This window comes from Achromobacter sp. UMC46 (genome assembly GCF_014170335.1).
Classification (GTDB): domain Bacteria; phylum Pseudomonadota; class Gammaproteobacteria; order Burkholderiales; family Burkholderiaceae_B; genus Achromobacter.
This window is the reverse complement of the sequence record NZ_LZZS01000040.1, coordinates 282,225-301,986: the sequence shown is the minus strand read 5'-3', so window position 1 is coordinate 301,986 and position 19,762 is coordinate 282,225. Positions and strand designations below refer to the sequence as shown.

Here is a 19,762-nt window from a genome sequence, read left to right as displayed (position 1 = left end):
GGCTTCACCGCCCCCGCCCCCCTGACGCCACCGCCGCCCCGTCTTTTTCCCCACACGATGAACAATTCAAAAGCACGCACGCTGGTCACTCTGTTGAAATGGTTCGGCCGCATCAAGCCGTCGACGCGTCTGCGCATCGGCGCCGTCCTGGGGTGGCTTGCCCCGCGGCTGGCCAAGTCCCGCGCGCGCATCGTGCGCCGCAATCTAGAGCTCTGCTTTCCCGATCAGCCCGAATCCGTGCGTGAGAAATGGGTAGCGGACCATTTCCGCGCGCTGGCGCAATCCATCGTCGACCGGGGCGTGCTCTGGTACGGCACCCCCGAGGCCGTCAAGGACATGGTCACGCAGACTGGAGCCGACCGCATCAATGCGCTGATCGCCGAGGGCCGCCGGGTGATTCTGCTGGCGCCGCACTTCATCGCGATGGACGCCGCCGGCACACGCCTGACCATGGAAGTGCCCAGCTCCGCCTCCATGTACACCCCGCAAAGCGACCCGCACATTGATGCCGTCATGGCGGCCGGACGCGCCCGTTTCAACGAAGTGTTCCTGGTCAGCCGCAAGGACGGCGTGCGCGACCTGATCCGCCATCTGCGCGCGCCCCGCCCGGTGTATTACCTGCCCGACATGGACTTCGGCCGCCAGGGTTCGGTGTTCGTGCCGTTCTTCGGCGTGCAGGCAGCCACGCTGCTGGCCACCGCCCAGCTCGCCCAGAAATGGGACGCCGCCGTGCTGCCCATCGTGGGGTTCTGGAATCCGGAGACCGGCCGCTACCATATCGATGTCTTGCCACCGCTTGAGAACTTCCCGGGCGATGCGTCGCTGGAAGACGCCACAGCGCGTCTGAACCGCGAGCTGGAATCCTGGGTGCGCCGCTGCCCCAGCCAGTACTACTGGGTGCACCGCCGCTTCAAGACCCGTCCCCCGGGCGAACCCAAACTCTATTGAGGCCTGGCGCTTGGCCGCCGGCCGCCGGCCGCCCAAATAATGGGCGATAATCCCGGGATGAACTGGAACTTCACCAAAATGCATGGCGCGGGCAACGACTTTGTCGTGCTCGACGGGGTCCGCCAGACCATCGACATGACGCCCGAACGGGCGCGCGCCTTGGGCGACCGGCACTTCGGCATTGGCGCCGACCAGATCCTGCTGGTCGAACGCGCCACCCGCCCGGACGCTGATTTCCGCTATCGCATTTTCAATTCCGACGGCAGCGAAGTCGAACACTGCGGCAACGGCGCGCGCTGCTTCGTGCGTTTCGTGCACGAGCAAGGCCTGTCCGACCGCAATCCCCTGCGCGCCGAAATCGCCACCGGCATCCTCGTCCTGGACGAGGGCGACGACGAGCAAGTCACGGTCGAAATGGGCAGCACCCGCTTCGATCCTCCCGCCTTGCCCTTCGATACCGCCGGCCTGACCTCGCAACGCCAAGGCGAAGACACCCTCTGGGAACTGGAACTGGACACGCCTGCCGGCGTGCCGGCCAAGGTGCTGCTGTCGGCCGTGGCCGTCTCCAACCCGCACGCCGTGCAGGTGGTCGACAACGTCGATACCGCCCCCGTCGCCGTGCAGGGCCCGCTGATCGAAACCCATCCGCGCTTTGCGCGCCGGGTCAACGCGGGCTTCATGCAAGTGGTCGACCGCCACAACATCCGCCTGCGCGTGTTTGAGCGCGGCGCGGGCGAAACCCTGGCTTGCGGCACCGGCGCCTGCGCCGCCGTCGCAGCCGGCATCCGTCGCGGCCTGCTCGAATCGCCCGTGCGCGTGCAAACCCGCGGCGGCGTGCTCACCATCGCCTGGAACGGCGACCAGCTGCGCATGACCGGCCCGGCCGAATCCGTCTTCACGGGGCAGGTCGACATCGACAAGCTCGTCTTCTCCATGGCGCTGAACCGCTGACCCTATGACTGATACCGCATTCACCGCCCAGGACATCGCCGCCTTCCTGCAAGAGCACCCCGGCTTCTTCGACGAACACGCTGACGTCTTCGCCACCCTGCAAGTGCCGCATCCGCATGGTTCGCGCGCGATTTCGCTGGGCGAACGCCAGATCCTGACGCTGCGCGAACGCAACCGCGAACTGGAATGGCGCCTGAACGAACTCGTGCGCAATGCCACCGCCAACGAAAGCATCGGCACGCATGTCGCCAAGTGGTGCAGCCGCCTGCTGTCTGAAAACGATGCGCAGCGCGTGCCGGGCGAAATCGCCCTGGGGCTGGCGGAACAGTTCGAGCTCAACCACGTGGCGCTGCGCCTGTGGGACCTGTCCGAACTGCCCCCTACCGGTTACGGCGAACCCGTCTCGCAAGACGTGCGCGCGTTCACCGACAGCCTGAAGACGCCATATTGCGGCACCGATACCGCTTTCGAAGCCGCCGGCTGGCTGGACAGCCCGCCGAAGTCGCTGGCGCTGGTGCCGCTGCGCCTGGAAGCCGATGGCGCCGCCGTCGGCCTGCTGGTGCTGGGTTCCGACGACCCCGAGCGCTTCAACCCCGAAATCGGCACGGCATTCCTGGAATCCATCGGCCAACTGGCTTCGGCGGCGCTACATCGCTTGAATCCCGCTTCGCCGAAGGCGTAGCGCAACGCAAGGGCAGACATGGACCAGGCACCGGACAGCACCCAGCAAGACGCCGCGCCGCTGCCTGACCCGATGCGCGCCTGGCTGCGCCATCTGGAAACCAACCGCCGCTATTCGCCGCATACGCTGAACGGCTACCGGCGCGAGCTGCACTTCCTGCGCGAACTCGCCGACAAGGCCCGGCTGCCGCTGGACAAGATCGCCAACGGCCACATCCGCCAGTTCGTCGCGCGCCTGCATGCCCAGGGCCGCGGCCCGCGCAGCCTGGCCCGCACGCTGGCAGCCTGGCGCGGCTTCTACCAATGGTGGGCGCCGTCAATCGAACTCGCCGGCAACCCCGTGGCCGGCGTGCGCGCGCCCAAAGCGCCGCGCGGCCTGCCCAAGGCCCTGTCCGTGGAGCAGACCCAGGCGCTGCTGGACCGCGCGCCCGCAAAGGTCGCCAACGAGCCCGCCGCGCTACGCGACCAGGCCATGCTTGAACTGCTCTATTCCAGCGGCCTGCGGCTGTCTGAACTGGTAGGCCTGGACCTGCGCTACACGCGCGCGGACGGATATGAGTCGCGCGGCTGGCTGAAGCTGGACGAAGCCGAAGTCGAAGTGCTGGGCAAAGGCGGCAAACGCCGCTCGGTACCGGTCGGCCAGACTGCCATCGATGCCTTGCAGAAATGGATTGCCGTGCGGCCAAGGCTGGCGCCGCCCGCGCCGTCTCCGGAAGATGCCGCGGCCCTGTTCCTGGGCGCGCGCGGCAAGCGCATTTCCCCGCGCGTGGTGCAACTGCAATTGGCGCAGATCGCGCAACAGGCCGGGCTGCCCACGCATGTGCATCCGCACGTGCTGCGCCACAGCTTCGCCAGCCACGTGCTGCAATCGGCCCAGGACCTGCGAGCCGTGCAAGAGATGCTGGGCCACGCCAACATCTCGACCACCCAGGTCTACACACGGTTGGATTTCCAGCATTTGGCCAAGGCCTACGACCAGGCGCACCCGCGCGCCGGGCGCAAATCCTGAACGGCTAGCCGCCCCCGGCCACCATGCCGCCCAGCAGCATGACGCCCAGCAACAGCACCGCCAACGCCGCCAGCGCTTCCACGCCATAGCGTAAACGCGCCGCGCCCGCGCTGGACAAACGGCGGCCAATGCGCGTGGCCGCGCCGCCGGCCGCAACGGCCAGGCAGGCCAGCGCCGCCACCGTCAGGCCCGTGCCCAGGCCCATCGCCAGCGCGGACGCCACGCCGGCCAGGAAGAAGCCTTGCGACAAGGCGAACACCAGCACGATCAGCGCGCCGCTGCAGGGCCGCAACCCGACCGCCAGGATCGCCGATCCGGCGCGGCGCCAGTTCATCGGGCCCGCGACCTGATCGGGCGCCGGCACATGCGCATGGCCGCAACCGCAGTCGTCGTCGTGGCGGTGGTGATGGTGATGGTGATGGTGATCGTGGACATCAGCATGCGCGGGCGGCGCAGGCGCATTGGGAGGAGGCATATTCGGGGGAGGCGCGCGCACAACAATGGCGCGCAAGGCCGCGGCCCCCGTCAAACGGGACGTCGCCGCCGGACCGTCGGCGGGCATTGCCGCCGCCCGTTCGCGCCGGTGCCGCCACAACGGCCGTATCGCCTTGATCCAAACCAGCCACGCGCCCAGCAGCGTCACCAGCGCGTAGGACGCCAGCTCCAGCCAGCGCGTCGCCTGATTCATCGTCGCCGCGGTGGCGTTGAACACGACCGCCAGCACCGCCACCATCGCGATCGCCACCAGCGCCTGGATCAACGCCGACGCCAACGCCAGCAGCGCGCCGTTGCGGGCCGTCTGCCGGTTGGCCAGCACATAGGAGGAAATCACCGCTTTGCCATGTCCGGGGCCCAGCGCGTGGAACACGCCATACGCGAAGGACAGGCCGATCAGCGCCCAGGCCGCGCCGCCCTCCGCCTGCCAGGCGCGAACCGCGCCCGTGAGCTGGCGGTAGAAATGGCTTTGCCAGACCGACACCTGGCCGAAGAAGCTGGCCAGCCATCCCGGCCCGCCCATCCCCGCGCCGCTTTCGGGCACGCCAAAGGGATGCGCGCCCTGTGCTGCCGCCACGCCCATGCCGCCCAGCAGCAACGCGGCGGCGATCAGCCGCGCGGCCGCCATGGCGCCACGCTGGGGCTGCGCTACGGGCCGTGCTACGGGCAGCGCACCTCGATGCGGTGCGTCAGCCCCTTGGTGATCGCGAAGAGTTCGTCGGGCAACGCGTCCGGGTCGGCCGGGATCGCGGCCAGTTGCTGCATGGTCTTCCAATCCAGTTCCTTGGGCTTGCGGTAATGGGACGAGCAGGCCGCGGCGTCCGGGCCGCCCAGCGCCACCGCGCCCTTCTCGTCGAAGGCGTATGCGACGAAGTACGTCGGGTCGTAGATATCGACCTGCGCGCCCTCCGCGCCCGGCACCACCGGCGCGGCCAACGGCAAGGTGAACGACAGCGTCAACCGCTTGGTCTTCGGGTTCCAGTCCACGCGCGCATCGCGCGGGGCGGCGAACGCCACCGTCTTGCCATCCACGGTGACCCGGGTGAAGTAGTGCGAGATCGGCTCGCCCAGCGCCTTCATCCAGTCGTCGGCCATGCCCTTCAGGGTGGCGGCGGGCAAGGAACCGTCCTTGCCCGTCTTCAATCCCTGCGTGGCGTAGGCGCCGAACATCTCGTCGAACAACCAGACCTGGCGCACCGCCGTCATGCGGTGCTGCGCGTCGATATCGATCGCCGCGCGCGCGTCGATCCACATGTGCGGATGCGCGCTGGCGGCGCCCGCCGCCAGCAAGGCCGTCGCGGCGCTCAGGGTTGCAAGGCCGCGGCAAGCTGACGTACGTTCCATTCAAACATTTCCAGATAGGTGGCGCCCGGCTGTCCGGGCTTGGACAGTGCATCGGAATAAAGCGTACCACCCACCTTGGCGCCGGTCTCGCGCGCGATCTGCTGCACGAGCTTGGGGCTGGTGATGTTCTCGACGAAGACGGCCGGCACGCGTTCACGCTTGACCTGTTCGATGATGGCGGCGACTTCGCCGGCCGACGGCTCGGCATCCGTCGACACCCCCATCGCCGAAATGAACGTCACGCCGTAGGCATCGCCGAAATAGCCGAAAGCATCATGCGAGGTCACGACTTTGCGGCGCTCGGCGGGAATGGCTGCGAACATCTTCTTCGCATTGGCGTCCAGCGCTTGCAGCTTGGCGATATAGGCGGTCGCGCGCTGGCGGTAGTTGTCGGCACGGGCGGGGTCGGCGCCAGCCAGGCCTTCGGCGACGTTGCGCGCATAGATCACGCCATTGGCCAGATTCTGCCAGGCGTGCGGGTCGGCGTCGCCATGATGATGGTGACCGTCCTTGTGGTCGTGGCCGTGATCGTGGTCATGGTCATGGTCGTCGTGCTTGCCCGCATCGCCGTGCCCGGCGAACTTGCGCGGCGTCACGCCCTGCGAGGCCACCACAGTCTGGCCCGCGAAGCCCGAGGCCTTCGTCAGCTTGGGCAGCCAGGTCTCGAAATCCAGGCCGTTCACGAACAGCACCCGCGCGGCGGACAGCTTCTTCGCGTCGCCGGGGGTGGGCTCGTATTCATGCGCATCGCCGTCGGGCCCCACCAGTGTCGTCAGGCTCACGTCCGAGCCACCCACTTCGCGCACGATGTCGCCCAGGATGGAAAAGCTGGCCACGGCCTTCAACGGCTCGGCGGCATGCGCCGCGCCGAAAACGGCCGACAGGCACAACCCGGCCGCGGCCAACAGCGCGCGGCGGCGCGCCGGCAGAATGGAACGCATAGCGAATCTCCTAGTGAAGTCTGGCCCGGGCCACGCGGCGCGGCGCCCGCAGCAGCCCGCCATGCGGGCCGCCGACGATGGAAAACAGGTAACAGGCGCCCGCGGCCAGGATGATCGAGGGCGAGGCGGGCACGTCGTAGTGGTAGGACACCAGCAGGCCGCTGGCCGAGGCCAGCACGCCGAACGCCGCGGCCAGCGGAATCTGCCAGGCGGCAGAACGCGCCCAGAAGCGGGCGGCGGCGGCGGGCAGCATCATGATCCCGACGACCATCAGGGTGCCCAGCACCTGGAAGCCCGCCACCAGGTTGACGACGACCAGCACCAGGAAGCCCATGTGGACCCAGCCGCCCCCGCCGCCGCTGGCGCGCAGGAAGCCCGGGTCCAGGCATTCGGCCACCAACAGGCGGTAGATCGCCGCCAGCACCAGCAGCGTCACGCTGGCCGTGATGGTCACCAGCAGCAGCGCCGCATCATCCAGGCCCAGCACCGTGCCGAACAGCACATGCAGCAGATCCATATTGGAGCCGCGCAACGACACCAGCAGCACGCCCAACCCCAGCGATATCAGATAGAAGGCCGCGAAGCTGGCGTCTTCGCGCAGCGGCGTCAGCCGCGCCACCAGCCCCGCCAGCAAGGCCACGGCCAGGCCGGTGGCGATGCCGCCCAGCATCATCGCGCCCAGCGACAGGCCCGACAGCAGGAAACCGGCCGCGACTCCCGGCAGGATGGCATGCGACATGGCGTCGCCCATCAGGCTCATGCGCCGCAACACCAGGAACACGCCCAGCGGCGCGGCGCCCAGCGACAGTGCGCTGGCGCCCGCCAACGCGCGCCGCATGAATCCGTAATCCAGGAAAGGCGACACCAGCCATTGCGCCAGACTCATAGGTAGGCCCTCGCGTGCCATTGGCGCGCCGTCTTAAGATGCGCGTCGTTCAAGGTATCTTCGGTAGCGCCCCAGGCCACGACCGAGCCGCACAGCAGCAGGCTCTGCGGGAAGTGGTCGCGCACCAGATCCAGGTCGTGCAGGACGGCGATCACGGTCCGGCCCTGCCCGTGCAGCCCGCACAGCAAGGCCATCAGGTCGTCGGTGGTGTGGCTGTCCACCGCCGCGAACGGTTCGTCCAGCAGCAGCACCGGCGCGTCCTGCACCAGCATCCGCGCAAACAGCGTGCGCTGCATCTGACCGCCCGACAGCGTATCGATCCCGCGTCCGGCGGCATCGGCCAGACCCACCGTCTCCAGCGCGTCCATGCAGTGGTCGAGCTCACCGCGGCCATACCGGCGCCATCCGCCGACGCGGCGCCACGCCCCCATCGCCACCAAGTCCAGCACCGTCACGGGGAACGACCGATCCAACTCGGCCGCCTGCGGCAGCCAGGCCAGCTCGGACCGCCCGTTGCCGCTGATGCGCACCTTGCCGGTCATGGGGCGCAACACGCCCATGATTCCCTTGATCAATGTCGACTTCCCGGCCCCGTTGGGGCCCACCACGGCCGTCATGCCGCCGGCGGCGAACCGGCCCGACACCGATTTCAGCGCCGGGTGGCCGTGCCAGCCGAACGACGCGTCGTCCAGCTCGATGGTCACGGGCGCCACGCTCACCGCGGCCACCAATCCAGCGCCCAGCCGGTCAGGGCCCATAGCGCCGCGGCGGCAACCGCTGCCGCCGCCATGCGGCGCCAGGCGGAAACCAGGAATGCGGAACGGGGAATGGCGCGTTGCCGGGGTGCGGCGCCAGGCCGCTGAGGCAGAAGCGAGAAATGAGACATGGGAACGCGGACGGTCTGAAGGGCGGCGAAATTGCGGTGCGACACGATTTTATGATGTTATATCATAACCAATAAGGCTTGAACCCGTCCCCGTCGCCCGCATATTGGTGTTTTCTGCTACCTTCCAGGCATCTCGCGCGCGTCACGCGCGTTCCTCATTCAGGTAAAGCCCAGCCATGCCCGCTCCGCCCCGATCCCCCCGCAGCGACACCGTCGGCGCCCAGCTCAGCGTCGCCGAGACGCTGTGCGAGCAACGTGGACGCCGCCTCACGCCCATCCGCCGCAAGGTGCTGGAACTGTTGTTGCGTCACGGCCGCAGCTTGAAGGCCTACGAATTGCTGGACGCCATGCGCGAAGTGCATCCCGGCGCCGCGCCCCCCACCGTGTACCGGGCCCTGGATTTTCTGATGGACGAAGGCCTGATCCATCGGCTGGACGCCGTCAACGCCTGGAGCGCCTGTCATGACGCCGGCGGCGCGCCCCACGACCTGCTGGTCGTCTGCACGGGTTGCGGCGCGGTGGCGGAAGTGTCCGATCCGGCCATGAGCCGTCAACTGGCCGAACGCGTCGCCCAGACCGGCTATGCGCTGGCCACCCACGAGACCGAGATCCGGGCGTTGTGTCCCCAATGCCAGAAAAAGCAGCCCGCCGACGCCGGCCCTCACCACCATCACCACTAAGCGTCAGCACCCGGGGCGTCTCCCGCCCTTGAAATCCGGCAAACTGCCCCAAAATAGTGATATCGCCCGATACTTGACGGCGTACAGCCGCGATTCAGACGGCTTCAGCCCCTGGGTTGACCCGGGGTTTGCCCCCTGCCCCCGACTGTGCTGTAATCCTGCGTCCGGCCGCTGTTGGCGGCCTTCGCAGCCTGTGGCAAACCTCATCCTGCACGGGAAAATCCCCTGCCAGGCCGTGTGTTGAATGCCTAGACTTCAGCCTTGACCTCACGCTAGCAGCTTCGCCATGAACACCCCGCGCAGTTTGGACAAAATGGTACCCGTCACCATCCTCACCGGCTTTCTCGGTGCGGGCAAGACCACCCTGCTCAAACGCATCCTGACCGAATTCCATGGCCGCCGCGTCGCCGTCATCGAAAACGAATTCGGACCGGAAAGCATCGACAACGACCTGCTCGTGCAAGACAGCGATGAAGAAATCATCGAGCTGTCCAACGGCTGCGTCTGCTGCACGGTCCGTGGCGACCTGATGCGCACCCTGTCCGAGCTGCGCGCCAAGCGCGAAGCCGGCGAACTGACTTTCGAACGCGTCATCCTCGAAACGACCGGCATGGCCAACCCCGGCCCCGTTTGCCAGACGTTCTTCATGGATGACGACATCGCCGAGTACTACCGCCTGGACGCGGTGGTGACCGTGGTCGATGCCAAGCACGGCATGGCCACGCTCGACGCGCAACCCGAAGCCCAGAAGCAGGTCGGTTTCGCCGACCGCATCCTGATCTCGAAGCGCGACCTGGTCAACGAAGTCGACTACGAAGCGCTGCGCCACCGCCTGGTTCACATGAATCCGCGCGCGCCGATCACGCCAGTCAACTTCGGCGAAGTCGACCTGAAGTCCATCATCGACATCAGCGGCTTCAACCTGAACTCCATTCTGGACATCGACCCGGAATTCCTGGCCGATGAACACCCCGACGCCGCCCACAGCCACGACCATGGTCATGACCACGGGCACGATCACGGCCATGACCACGATCATGACCATGAGCACGAAGGCGATTGCGGGGCGCATTGCGATCATGCCCACCATCATCACCACCACCAGCACGACGACGAAATCGGCGCGTTCGTGTTCCGTTCCAATAAGCCGTTCGATCCCGCGCGCCTTGAGGAATTCCTGGGCGGCGTGGTGCAGGTCTATGGTCCCGACCTGATGCGTTACAAGGGCATCCTGTACATGAAGGGCATCAACCGCCGCATGTTGTTCCAGGGTGTGCACATGATGATGGGCGCCGAACCCGGCAAGCCGTGGACCGCGGCCGAAAAACCGTCCACCAAGATGGTATTCATCGGACGTAAGCTGCCCCAGGAGATTTTCACCCGGGGCTTGGAGCAGTGCCTGGCGGGGTAATCCCCCTTCCTGACGTGACGCGATGCGACGAAGGCAGTACTGTGAGGTACCAATAGCGTAAGCAGCAAGCAACACGGACCGGGAAAGGACGCCCGCGCCAGGATCGATTCATAGTGGAGTGTTTTCATGGCTACCAAGGCAGCAACCAAAAAATCAAGCAAGTCGACGAGCGATACGGCGATTGATCTGCCCAGCGAGAAGGAATTGCTGGCCATGCCCGAGTCCGACTATATGAACGAACGCCAGCTGGCTTTCTTCAAGGAACGGCTCAAACAACTCGAACAGGACATCCTGGCCAACGCCGGCGAGACCACTGAGCACCTGCGCGAAACGCAGTTCGTGCCCGATCCCGCCGACCGCGCCACCATCGAGGAAGAACACGCCCTGGAGCTGCGTACCCGCGACCGCGAGCGCAAGCTGCTGAAGAAGGTGCAACAGTCCATCGCCCGCATCGACAGCGGCGAATACGGCTGGTGTGAAGAAACCGGCGAACCGATCGGCGTACCCCGCCTGTTGGCCCGCCCCACGGCCACCCTGTCGCTGGAAGCGCAGGAACGCCGTGAAATGCGCCAAAAGCTGTACGGCGACTGATCCGTCCCGACATTCACGCCACGCCCTGAAAGGCTATGCTGGTTTCCGGCATAGCCTTTTTTATTGGCCGAAAGGATGCCCCTTTCAGCCTTGATTTCCGGTCGACCGCCCCCAGCTAGTTCTTTCAAAGGAAGGAACGCATGGAACAATTTCACGCCACCACTATCGTGTGTGTGCGCCGCGGCAACCGCGTCGCGCTCGGCGGCGATGGCCAGGTCACCCTGGGCAACATCGTCGTCAAGGGCACGGCCCGCAAGATCCGCCGCCTGTACCACGACAAGATCCTGGCCGGTTTCGCCGGCGCCACCGCCGACGCATTCACGTTGCAGGAACGTTTCGAAGCCAAGCTGGAAAAGCACCAGGGCAACCTGATGCGCGCCGCGGTCGAACTGACCCGCGACTGGCGCACCGACCGCGTCCTGCGCCGGCTGGAAGCCATGCTGATCGTGGCCGACACCGAGCACACGCTGGTGCTGACCGGCAACGGCGACGTGCTGGAACCCGAACACGGCCTGGCCGCCATCGGCTCCGGCGGCGCGTATGCCCAGTCAGCCGCGCTGGCGCTGTTGCGCAACACCGAGCTGTCGCCCGAGGTTGTCGTCAAGCAATCGCTGGAAATCGCCGGCGACCTCTGCATCTACACCAACCAGAACCACGTCATCGAAACGCTGGGCGACTGACGCCCGACACGCGGCGCGCGGGGCACGCCCCTCGCGCCGCGGCCGCTTCCCCAGCCCGCTCTAGCTTCAAGGATTCGCCCTCATGTCCGCATCCAACATGACGCCCGGAGAGATCGTCTCCGAACTCGACAAATACATCGTCGGCCAGAACCGCGCCAAGCGCGCGGTGGCGGTCGCTCTGCGCAACCGCTGGCGCCGCCAGCAGGTCGCCGAGCCCCTGCGCCACGAGATCCACCCCAAGAACATCCTGATGATCGGCCCCACCGGCGTGGGCAAGACCGAAATCGCCCGCCGCCTGGCCAAGCTGGCCAACGCGCCCTTCATCAAGATCGAAGCCACCAAGTTCACGGAAGTGGGCTATGTGGGCCGCGACGTCGACACCATCATCCGCGACCTGACCGAATACTCGATCAAGCAAACGCGTGAACTGGAAATGCGCCGCGTGCGCACCCAGGCCGAAGACGCCGCCGAAGACCGCATTCTGGACGCCCTGGTCCCGCCCGCCCGCGGTGCCTCTGGCGAGCCGGAACGCGGCGAAGACAACAGCGCCCGCCAGACCTTCAGGAAGCGCCTGCGCGAAGGCAAGATCGACGATCTTGAGATCGAGATCGAAGTGGCCCAGGCCGCGCCGCAGATGGACGTCATGACGCCCCCCGGCATGGAAGAAATGGCCGAGCAGCTGCGCGGCATGTTCGCCGGCATGGCCCGCGACAAGAAAAAGCCCAAGAAGATGAAGGTGCGTGAAGCCTTCAAGCTGATCGTCGACGAGGAAGCCGCCAAGCGCGTCAATGAAGAAGACCTGCGCACGGTCGCCATCAACAACGTCGAGCAGAACGGCATCGTCTTCCTGGACGAAATCGACAAGATCGCCGCCCGCCAGGAATCCGGCGGCGCCGACGTGTCGCGCCAGGGCGTGCAGCGCGACCTGCTGCCGCTGGTGGAAGGCACCACCGTCAACACGCGCTACGGCATGGTCCGCACCGACCACATCCTGTTCATCGCGTCGGGCGCGTTCCACCTGGCCCGCCCGTCGGACCTGATCCCCGAGCTGCAAGGCCGTTTCCCGATCCGCGTCGAACTGGAATCGCTGACCGCCGAGGACTTCGTGCGCATCCTGTCCGACACGGACGCCTCGCTGACCAAGCAGTACACCGCGCTGATGGCCACCGAAGACGTGCAACTGGAATTCACGGACGAGGGCGTACGCCGCCTGGCCGAACTGGCCTTCGCCGTGAACGAGACCACCGAGAACATTGGTGCTCGCCGCCTGTACACGGTGATGGAAAAGCTGTTGGACGAGCTGTCGTTCGACGCCACCTCCAGCCAGGACAAGCACGTGAAGATCGACGCCGCCTACGTCAACTCGCAGTTGGCGGAAGCCGCCAGCAGCCAGGACCTGGCGCGCTACGTGCTGTAAGGCGGGCGGCGCGCCTGGCGCGCTCCCTGCTGATCAACGCCGTTTATCGCAACCTTGCGGTAAACGGCGTTTTCCATGGCGCGGCGTCAGTTCGTGATCGCCGTCACGACATACTTGCCGTCCTTGCGGGTGGCGGTGAAGCGGACCTTGTCGCCCGCCTTGATCTTGGACAGCAGGGCCGGCGGATCCGCCTCATAGACCAGCGTCATGGCCGGCAGGTCCAAGGCCTTGATCTCGTCGTGCTTGATCGTGACCTTGCCCGCGGCCGGATCCACACGGCGAACCTCGCCGCTTGCGTCGGCGGTTTGGGCGAACGCCAAGGGCGTGGCCAGGGTCACGACAGCCATCGCGGTAGCGATAGCCATGGGCATTGCATATTTGCGGTCAAAAGCCATACGGGCGTCCTCCATTGACAGCGAAAGCCAGGGCCGGGCCCTTCTTGCTTTCCACAGTGCTAGGATACCGCCGTTATGAAACAGTTCCGGCGGCATGACGCAACAATCCTGACAGTTGATTGCGAACCGCCGGCCTGCCCGGGCCTCCGCTTACCGCCGGACGCAAACCCCCACTACCCTTTTCCGATTCAGGACGCTTTCCCATGGCCAACCGCTTATCCGTGATCGCCACCCGCACGGGAGACGACGGCACTACAGGTCTGGGGGACGGATCGCGTACCCCCAAGGACGCCCCACGCATCGCGGCGCTGGGCGACGTGGACGAGCTGAACAGCGTCATCGGCCTGCTGCTGACCGAGTCCCTGCCGCCCGAAGTTTCTCTGGACCTGATGGCGATCCAGCATGATCTATTCGACATGGGTGCCGAGCTCTGCATTCCCGGCCATGCCGCCGTGACGGACGCGCAGATCGCCCGCCTGGACGCGCGGCTGGCGCACTACAACGCGATGCTGGCCCCCTTGCGCGAATTCATCCTGCCCGGCGGCACGCGCGCGGCGGCACAGGCCCATGTGGCGCGCACGGTGTGCCGGCGGGCGGAACGGGCGGTGGTCGCCCTGGCCAGGGCCGACACGGTGAACCCGCCGGTCCGGCAATACCTGAACCGCCTGTCCGATCTGATGTTCGTGCTGGCGCGTTGTATCAATACCGCGACGGGGATGACCGACGTGTTCTGGATGAGCCCAAATTCGCGTAAGCCCACGTAACTCGTGAGATGAATTGCAAGGCATGCCGCTTGAAACTTGACACTTGCCGGCCACGGTCCTTGTAACACGCCTATTTCAGCCCACATTTTGTTTCATTTTTCAGGTGAGAAAAGCACAATTGCGGCATAATGACGGGTTATCGAGCGGGTTTGCGCGCCACGCTCAGACCTCAAGGACCCAATAAAGAATGAGTATTATTGTCACCGGCGGAGCCGGCTTCATCGGTTCGAACTTTGTTCTGGACTGGTTCGATTCAAGCAGCGAGCCGGTCATTACGCTCGACAAGCTCACCTATGCAGGCAATCCGGAAAATCTGGCATCGCTTGCCGGGAACCCGAACCATGAATTGGTTCATGGCGACATTAGCGATGTCACGTTGATGACAGCATTGCTGGCCAAGCACAAGCCCCGCGCGGTTGTGAATTTCGCGGCAGAATCTCACGTCGACCGATCGATCCACGGCCCCGGCGAGTTCATTCAGACCAATATCGTCGGCACCTTCCATTTGCTGGAAGCGGTGCGCGCGTACTGGTCCGAGCTACCCGAGCAGGAAAAGCGGGATTTTCGCTTATTGCACGTGTCGACCGACGAGGTCTATGGCTCGCTTGAAAAGGATGACCCCGCGTTTCGCGAGACCAACCAATATGAGCCGAACAGCCCGTACTCGGCCAGCAAGGCCGCCAGCGATCATTTGGTGCGCGCCTACCACCACACCTACGGGCTTCCAGTACTGACCACCAACTGTTCGAACAACTACGGACCGTATCATTTCCCTGAGAAACTGATCCCCCTCGTTATTCACAACGCGCTGGCCGGCAAGTCCCTGCCGATTTACGGAGATGGTCAGCAGATCCGCGACTGGTTGTACGTCGCCGATCATTGCCGGGCCATCCGTCGCGTACTGGCAGCCGGAAAAACCGGCGAGACATACAATGTCGGCGGCTGGAACGAGAAAACCAACCTTGAAGTCGTGCACGTCCTATGCACACTGCTGGATGAACTCAGCCCGCGGAAGGATGGTCAGTCGTACACTACTCAAATTACCTATGTGCAAGACCGCCCGGGACATGATCGCCGCTACGCGATTGATGCCACTCGTCTGCAACGCGAATTGGGCTGGACGCCATCGGAAACGTTTGAAACCGGCATCAGAAAGACGGTTCTCTGGTATTTGGACAACCAGCAATGGGTAGCCAATGTGACCAGCGGCGCATATCGCGACTGGGTAAACAAACAATATACGGTCTAAGCGCGGCGCTGGATTCTGCGCTGGCACGATGGCGATACGTCCGCTTACACCGCTTGATATCGTGCCATGGTGACCCTGATCGTCCACCATCCTCCGATGACGTAGCCGTCCCTCGCAACCGCCACGGGCCAAGCCAATGCCCGATAACCATATATACGAGCAGTCGTGAGTGAAAGAATTGCCATCCTTCTCTGTACCTACCAGGGCGAAAAATATTTGGCCGATCAATTGGATTCGTTCGCGGCACAAACCCACACCGACTGGGTATTGGCCGTGTCCGATGACGGATCCGTCGACAGTACTCGAGAGATGCTTGCCAATTACCGCCTTAAGTGGGGCGCTGACAAACTGAACGTCTATGAAGGGCCTCGGCGTGGGTTTGTTGGAAATTTCATGTCGCTGACTTGCAACATTCAAGTACAGGCTGATTATTATTCTTTTTCCGATCAGGATGATATCTGGCATGCCGAGAAGCTCCAGTACGCCATAGAATGGTTAAAAACCATTCCCTCGGATACGCCGGCATTATATTGCACGCGCACACAGTTGGTTAATGAAGCGAACCAACCCATCGGTCTTTCTCCATTATTTGAAAGGCAGCCAGCGTTTGAAAATTCTCTTGCTCAGAATATTGCCGGGGGCAATACGATGGTTTTCAACGACGCGGCTCGTCGGTTATTGCTGCAGGCAGGCCCGCTCGTTGATGTTGCAGCGCATGATTGGTGGGTTTATCTCGCCGTGACCGCCTGTGGCGGCAAAGTGCGATATGACCCCCGGCCATCACTGCGTTACCGGCAGCACACCAGCAATCTGATCGGCGCCAACCGTGGATTGCTGGCGAGGTTGACCCGTATCCGCATGCTCTTCAGGGGCCATCTGAAAGAATGGAATGAGCGCAACATAGACGCCTTAGTGCAATTGCGGGGGCAGATGACGCCTTCGAATATCAAGCTGCTGGATCAATTCAGTAGCGCGCGCGAAAGCAGCCTACTGAAGCGGATTCAAAAATTCAGGTCAACGGGCATTTATCGCCAAACAGCCTTAGGAAATATTGGCATGATCCTGGCTGTCATATTCAACAAGCTTTGAGGACTCCCGTGAGAATTCTACTCCTCGGCAAAGATGGCCAAGTAGGCCAGGAATTGCAGCGTACTCTTCTCCCGTTGGGTGAACTGCAAGCGCTCGGCCGAGATGGTGCCGACTTGAACAACATAGACACGCTCCAGGCGGTGTTGGAAGCGCACAAACCGGAAATTATCGTCAACGCCGCGGCTTATACTGCCGTGGACAAGGCCGAAAGCGATCAGGAAACCGCTGCGCAGATCAATGCCCGTGCCGTTTCGGTCCTAGCGCGACACGCCCAGGCTCACAACTGCCTGCTGGTCCACTATTCCACAGATTACGTTTTCGATGGCACCGCTGAGGACCGATATACGGAAGCTCATCCGACTCGGCCGCAAAGCGTCTACGGCGCAACCAAGTTGGCTGGCGAGACAGCAATTCTCGAAAGCGGCTGCAAGGCGTTCATCTTCCGCACAAGCTGGGTGTTTTCTTCGCAGGGTGGCAACTTCCTGAAAACAATCTTGCGCCTGGCGCGCACCAAGACCAGCTTGAACGTGGTAGCAGATCAGTTTGGCGCCCCTACCTCGGCGGAGTTGATTGCGGATGTCACCTCGCTTGCCCTCTGCAGCTATCGTCATAATCAGATGGCCGAAGGCATCTATCACCTGACCGCCTCCGGCACGGCAACCTGGTGTGAATTCGCACGCTACATCGTCTCCCAAGCGTCCGCGCGCGGAGTCGAGCTGCAACTCACCGCCGATCAGATCAACGCAATTCCGACGACGGATTACCCTACTCCAGCGAAACGACCGCAGAATTCCAGACTGGATACCAGCAAGCTGTCGCAAGCACTGCAACTGCAACTGCCACATTGGACCGCGCATACTAACCGCGCCATCGACCAACTCATCAAACTCGGAATTCCAACATGACGCGCAAAGGCATAATACTGGCAGGGGGTTCCGGCACCCGTCTACATCCGGCGACGCTCGCCATCAGCAAGCAATTGCTGCCGGTGTTCGATAAGCCGATGATTTACTATCCACTGACCACGCTGATGCTGGCAGGCATCCGCGACATTCTCGTCATCTCAACGCCTCAGGACACTCCGCGATTTCAACAATTGCTGGGCGATGGGTCACAATGGGGACTCAATCTTGAATATGCGGTGCAACCGTCTCCCGACGGCCTGGCCCAAGCATTCATCATTGGCGAATCCTTTATTGGCAACGCCAATTCGGCCTTGGTACTTGGGGACAACATCTTTTATGGCCACGATTTCCAACGCATTCTGGAAAGTGCTGACTCGCGCCCCGATGGCGCCAGCGTATTCGCATACCACGTGCATGATCCGGAGCGTTATGGAGTAGCCGAATTCGACCAAAGTGGTCGTGTACTGTCTCTGGATGAAAAGCCCGCCCAACCAAAGTCGAACTACGCGGTGACCGGCTTGTACTTCTACGACAACGAAGTTGTAGATATCGCTAAGAGCATCAAACCCTCCGCTCGTGGCGAACTCGAAATCACCGATGTGAACCGCGCATACCTGGAAATGGACCGGCTCTCAGTAGAAATCATGGGCCGCGGCTACGCTTGGCTAGATACCGGCACACACGAGTCGCTGCTTGAAGCAAGTCAGTTTATTGCTACGCTTGAGAATCGCCAGGGCCTGAAAGTCGCCTGCCCCGAGGAGATCGCGTTCCGCCAAAAGTGGATTTCCGCCCAAGACTTGGAAAAACTAGCTGCGCCGCTGGCCAAGAATGGCTATGGCCAATATCTCAAGCGGCTGCTGGTCGAAAAGGTTTATTAATGAATGTATTCAAGCAGGCCATTCCCGACGTCTTGATTTTTGAACCCCGGGTGTACGGGGATGCACGTGGCTTTTTCTTCGAGAGTTTCAACAAGAAGGTATTTGAAGAAGCTACCGGCATACGGCGCGACTTTGTTCAGGACAATCATTCCCGTTCCTCCAAAGGGGTCTTACGCGGTTTGCATTACCAAATTCAGCAGGCTCAAGGTAAGCTTGTGCGGGTAAGCGAAGGCGCTGTCTTTGATGTCGCAGTTGACATGCGCCAATCCTCGCGCACTTTTGGGCAGTGGGTGGGAACTATTCTGTCTGCCGAGAATAAGCGTCAAATGTGGGTGCCGGAAGGATTCGCGCACGGTTTCCTAGTGTTGTCGGACCACGCTGAATTTCTCTATAAAACGACGGACTATTACGCCCCCAAGCACGAGCGCTGCGTCAGCTGGAACGACCCCTCGATTGGCATCGACTGGCCTCTGCAAGGTGATACGCCAGTTATGTCCGAGAAAGATCTGAAGGGCACCAGCCTGGCAGAGTCAGAGGTGTTCCCATGATTCTCGTGACTGGCGGCCTGGGCTATATCGGATCTCACACTTGCGTTTCACTCTCGGACGCGGGGCAGGATCTCGTAATCCTGGACAATCTGAGCAATTCGAAAGCCGCCGTGCTCGAGCGCCTGCGGGAAATCTGCCCGAACGTCGTCCAATTCGAAAAGGGCGATATCCGCGACAAAGCGACGCTCACACGGGTATTCAACACATTCAAGATCAGTGCCGTCCTGCATTTCGCAGGTCTAAAAGCCGTGGGGGAATCGAACAAGTCGCCAATTTCCTATTACGACAATAACGTCGGGGGTACATTGTGCCTACTCGAGGCGATGACTGCCGCAGCGGTGAGGACACTTGTCTTCTCCTCATCTGCGACGGTGTATGGCGATTGCAGCGACGTACCGATACCCGAGGATAATTCCCGCTCCGCGACCAATCCATATGGCCGCAGCAAGCTCTTCATCGAAGATATCCTGGCCGACCTTTATGCCTCGGACAACCAGTGGCGGATCGCCCGGCTGCGGTATTTCAACCCGGTCGGTGCACATGAAAGCGGCCGCATCGGCGAAGACCCGGTCGGCGTACCCGCCAACCTGATGCCATACATCGCACAAGTCGCAGTCGGCCACCGCGAGCAGCTGAATGTGTTTGGCGGCGATTATCCGACCCGCGATGGCACCGGCCTGCGCGACTACGTACACGTCATGGATCTCGCCGAAGGCCACGTCGCCGCATTACGTGGCCTGCAACGGCAAGGTGGCATGCTCACAGTCAACCTTGGAACAGGTCGCGGCACCTCTGTACTGGAACTGATCAACGCGTTCTCCCTGGTTTCACAACGCGAGATCCCCTATAAGATCGTTGAGCGCAGGCTTGGCGACGTCGCCCAGTCCTACGCCGCTGTCGGTCATGCTGAGCAGATCCTCGGCTGGAAAGCCAAGCGCCAACTGTCCGACATGTGCGCGGACCACTGGCGCTGGCAGATCGAGAACCCCGACGGATACCCCGAGTCGTAGGAGC

22 protein-coding genes are annotated in these 19,762 nt (G+C 63.3%); 16 read left to right on the top strand and 6 right to left on the bottom strand.

All coding sequences use genetic code 11. The features are described 5' to 3' along the window. Positions 1-57 precede the first annotated feature (57 nt). From A9973_RS29945 to xerC, 4 genes are read left to right on the top strand one after another with little or no spacing between them, the layout of a single operon-like run. Positions 58-948, top strand: a complete 891-nt coding sequence (locus A9973_RS29945; RefSeq protein WP_183017184.1) for a lysophospholipid acyltransferase family protein — start codon at positions 58-60, stop codon at positions 946-948. Positions 949-987: 39 nt separating this feature from the next. Beyond that, positions 988-1,899 carry a diaminopimelate epimerase gene (gene dapF, locus A9973_RS29940; protein WP_183017183.1) on the top strand — a complete coding sequence of 304 codons (912 nt, stop codon included), beginning with the start codon at positions 988-990 and terminating at the stop codon, positions 1,897-1,899. 4 nt (positions 1,900-1,903) lie between these two features. Beyond that, positions 1,904-2,581 carry a DUF484 family protein gene (locus tag A9973_RS29935; protein WP_183017182.1) on the top strand — a complete coding sequence of 226 codons (678 nt, stop codon included), beginning with the start codon at positions 1,904-1,906 and terminating at the stop codon, positions 2,579-2,581. 18 nt (positions 2,582-2,599) lie between these two features. Continuing rightward, entirely contained in the window at positions 2,600-3,589 is a 990-nt protein-coding gene (xerC, locus tag A9973_RS29930; protein ID WP_304503385.1) for a tyrosine recombinase XerC, read from the top strand. Between the two features lie 4 nt (positions 3,590-3,593). Here xerC and A9973_RS29925 read toward each other — a convergent pair whose 3' ends face one another. Genes A9973_RS29925 through A9973_RS29905 form a run of 5 tightly spaced genes read right to left on the bottom strand, consistent with a single transcriptional unit; the run spans position 3,594 to position 7,974 of the window. Then, positions 3,594-4,712: a nickel/cobalt transporter gene (locus A9973_RS29925; RefSeq protein WP_183017181.1), complete on the bottom strand. Its 1,119-nt coding sequence runs from the start codon at positions 4,710-4,712 to the stop codon at positions 3,594-3,596. Positions 4,713-4,744: 32 nt separating this feature from the next. Continuing rightward, entirely contained in the window at positions 4,745-5,428 is a 684-nt protein-coding gene (locus A9973_RS29920) for a DUF1007 family protein (protein WP_183017180.1), read from the bottom strand. Then, on the bottom strand, positions 5,389-6,369 hold the full coding sequence (locus A9973_RS29915) for a metal ABC transporter substrate-binding protein (protein WP_183017179.1): 981 nt from the start codon (positions 6,367-6,369) through the stop codon (positions 5,389-5,391). The genes A9973_RS29920 and A9973_RS29915 overlap by 40 nt, the downstream gene beginning before the upstream one ends. Before the next feature lie 10 nt (positions 6,370-6,379). Next, positions 6,380-7,255, bottom strand: coding sequence for a metal ABC transporter permease (locus tag A9973_RS29910; protein ID WP_183017178.1), 876 nt, complete (start codon positions 7,253-7,255; stop codon positions 6,380-6,382). Beyond that, positions 7,252-7,974 carry a metal ABC transporter ATP-binding protein gene (locus A9973_RS29905; protein WP_183017196.1) on the bottom strand — a complete coding sequence of 241 codons (723 nt, stop codon included), beginning with the start codon at positions 7,972-7,974 and terminating at the stop codon, positions 7,252-7,254. Before A9973_RS29905 ends, A9973_RS29910 begins: the two co-directional genes overlap by 4 nt. 343 nt (positions 7,975-8,317) lie before the next feature. Between A9973_RS29905 and A9973_RS29900 the strand changes: the two genes are divergently transcribed. The 5 genes from A9973_RS29900 to hslU all read left to right on the top strand — a co-directional run bounded on the left by A9973_RS29900 (position 8,318) and on the right by hslU (position 12,920). Further along, positions 8,318-8,821 (top strand): Fur family transcriptional regulator, encoded by a 504-nt coding sequence (locus tag A9973_RS29900; RefSeq protein WP_183017177.1) that lies wholly within the window; start codon positions 8,318-8,320, stop codon positions 8,819-8,821. A gap of 286 nt (positions 8,822-9,107) precedes the next feature. Further along, entirely contained in the window at positions 9,108-10,232 is a 1,125-nt protein-coding gene (locus A9973_RS29895) for a GTP-binding protein (RefSeq protein WP_183017176.1), read from the top strand. 126 nt (positions 10,233-10,358) lie between these two features. Next, the gene (gene dksA / locus A9973_RS29890) at positions 10,359-10,823 is read left to right on the top strand and encodes an RNA polymerase-binding protein DksA (protein ID WP_006216410.1); all 465 of its coding nucleotides are present in this window, start codon (positions 10,359-10,361) and stop codon (positions 10,821-10,823) included. 140 nt (positions 10,824-10,963) lie between these two features. Further along, positions 10,964-11,503: an ATP-dependent protease subunit HslV gene (hslV, locus tag A9973_RS29885; protein WP_171666964.1), complete on the top strand. Its 540-nt coding sequence runs from the start codon at positions 10,964-10,966 to the stop codon at positions 11,501-11,503. A gap of 82 nt (positions 11,504-11,585) precedes the next feature. After that, positions 11,586-12,920, top strand: coding sequence for an ATP-dependent protease ATPase subunit HslU (gene hslU, locus A9973_RS29880; protein ID WP_183017175.1), 1,335 nt, complete (start codon positions 11,586-11,588; stop codon positions 12,918-12,920). An 86-nt stretch (positions 12,921-13,006) separates the two neighbouring features. Here the strand turns inward: hslU and A9973_RS29875 are convergent, their stop codons facing one another. Further along, positions 13,007-13,315: a copper-binding protein gene (locus A9973_RS29875; RefSeq protein WP_006224837.1), complete on the bottom strand. Its 309-nt coding sequence runs from the start codon at positions 13,313-13,315 to the stop codon at positions 13,007-13,009. Positions 13,316-13,518: 203 nt separating this feature from the next. On the opposite strand from A9973_RS29875, the gene A9973_RS29870 reads away from it, so the two are divergent. From A9973_RS29870 to galE, 7 genes are all read left to right on the top strand, one after another. Next, the gene (locus A9973_RS29870; RefSeq protein ID WP_183017174.1) at positions 13,519-14,079 is read left to right on the top strand and encodes a cob(I)yrinic acid a,c-diamide adenosyltransferase; all 561 of its coding nucleotides are present in this window, start codon (positions 13,519-13,521) and stop codon (positions 14,077-14,079) included. A 187-nt stretch (positions 14,080-14,266) separates the two neighbouring features. Continuing rightward, positions 14,267-15,328, top strand: a complete 1,062-nt coding sequence (rfbB, locus tag A9973_RS29865) for a dTDP-glucose 4,6-dehydratase (RefSeq protein WP_183017173.1) — start codon at positions 14,267-14,269, stop codon at positions 15,326-15,328. 165 nt (positions 15,329-15,493) lie between these two features. Then, positions 15,494-16,417, top strand: coding sequence for a glycosyltransferase family 2 protein (locus A9973_RS29860; RefSeq protein ID WP_183017172.1), 924 nt, complete (start codon positions 15,494-15,496; stop codon positions 16,415-16,417). An 8-nt stretch (positions 16,418-16,425) separates the two neighbouring features. Further along, positions 16,426-17,322, top strand: a complete 897-nt coding sequence (gene rfbD / locus A9973_RS29855) for a dTDP-4-dehydrorhamnose reductase (RefSeq protein ID WP_183017171.1) — start codon at positions 16,426-16,428, stop codon at positions 17,320-17,322. Next, positions 17,319-18,200 carry a glucose-1-phosphate thymidylyltransferase RfbA gene (rfbA, locus tag A9973_RS29850; RefSeq protein WP_183017170.1) on the top strand — a complete coding sequence of 294 codons (882 nt, stop codon included), beginning with the start codon at positions 17,319-17,321 and terminating at the stop codon, positions 18,198-18,200. Before rfbD ends, rfbA begins: the two co-directional genes overlap by 4 nt. Further along, entirely contained in the window at positions 18,200-18,748 is a 549-nt protein-coding gene (rfbC, locus tag A9973_RS29845) for a dTDP-4-dehydrorhamnose 3,5-epimerase (RefSeq protein ID WP_183017169.1), read from the top strand. The genes rfbA and rfbC overlap by 1 nt, the downstream gene beginning before the upstream one ends. Beyond that, complete coding sequence (galE, locus tag A9973_RS29840; RefSeq protein ID WP_183017168.1) at positions 18,745-19,758, top strand: UDP-glucose 4-epimerase GalE; 1,014 nt, start codon at positions 18,745-18,747, stop codon at positions 19,756-19,758. Before rfbC ends, galE begins: the two co-directional genes overlap by 4 nt. Positions 19,759-19,762: the final 4 nt, after the last annotated feature.

Bases quoted from the DNA above. Each gene is read 5' to 3' on its own strand.
- A9973_RS29920 (WP_183017180.1), bottom strand. From the start codon at position 5,428: ATGGAACGTACGTCAGCTTGCCGCGGCCTTGCAACCCTGAGCGCCGCG.
- xerC (WP_304503385.1), top strand. From the start codon at position 2,600: ATGGACCAGGCACCGGACAGCACCCAGCAAGACGCCGCGCCGCTGCCT.
- dapF (WP_183017183.1), top strand. From the start codon at position 988: ATGGGCGATAATCCCGGGATGAACTGGAACTTCACCAAAATGCATGGC.
- A9973_RS29925 (WP_183017181.1), bottom strand. From the start codon at position 4,712: ATGGCGGCCGCGCGGCTGATCGCCGCCGCGTTGCTGCTGGGCGGCATG.
- A9973_RS29870 (WP_183017174.1), top strand. From the start codon at position 13,519: ATGGCCAACCGCTTATCCGTGATCGCCACCCGCACGGGAGACGACGGC.
- rfbC (WP_183017169.1), top strand. From the start codon at position 18,200: ATGAATGTATTCAAGCAGGCCATTCCCGACGTCTTGATTTTTGAACCC.
- A9973_RS29900 (WP_183017177.1), top strand. From the start codon at position 8,318: ATGCCCGCTCCGCCCCGATCCCCCCGCAGCGACACCGTCGGCGCCCAG.
- A9973_RS29910 (WP_183017178.1), bottom strand. From the start codon at position 7,255: ATGAGTCTGGCGCAATGGCTGGTGTCGCCTTTCCTGGATTACGGATTC.
- A9973_RS29945 (WP_183017184.1), top strand. From the start codon at position 58: ATGAACAATTCAAAAGCACGCACGCTGGTCACTCTGTTGAAATGGTTC.
- A9973_RS29935 (WP_183017182.1), top strand. From the start codon at position 1,904: ATGACTGATACCGCATTCACCGCCCAGGACATCGCCGCCTTCCTGCAA.
- rfbA (WP_183017170.1), top strand. From the start codon at position 17,319: ATGACGCGCAAAGGCATAATACTGGCAGGGGGTTCCGGCACCCGTCTA.
- rfbB (WP_183017173.1), top strand. From the start codon at position 14,267: ATGAGTATTATTGTCACCGGCGGAGCCGGCTTCATCGGTTCGAACTTT.
- dksA (WP_006216410.1), top strand. From the start codon at position 10,359: ATGGCTACCAAGGCAGCAACCAAAAAATCAAGCAAGTCGACGAGCGAT.
- A9973_RS29895 (WP_183017176.1), top strand. From the start codon at position 9,108: ATGAACACCCCGCGCAGTTTGGACAAAATGGTACCCGTCACCATCCTC.
- A9973_RS29915 (WP_183017179.1), bottom strand. From the start codon at position 6,369: ATGCGTTCCATTCTGCCGGCGCGCCGCCGCGCGCTGTTGGCCGCGGCC.
- galE (WP_183017168.1), top strand. From the start codon at position 18,745: ATGATTCTCGTGACTGGCGGCCTGGGCTATATCGGATCTCACACTTGC.
- hslU (WP_183017175.1), top strand. From the start codon at position 11,586: ATGTCCGCATCCAACATGACGCCCGGAGAGATCGTCTCCGAACTCGAC.
- A9973_RS29875 (WP_006224837.1), bottom strand. From the start codon at position 13,315: ATGGCTTTTGACCGCAAATATGCAATGCCCATGGCTATCGCTACCGCG.
- hslV (WP_171666964.1), top strand. From the start codon at position 10,964: ATGGAACAATTTCACGCCACCACTATCGTGTGTGTGCGCCGCGGCAAC.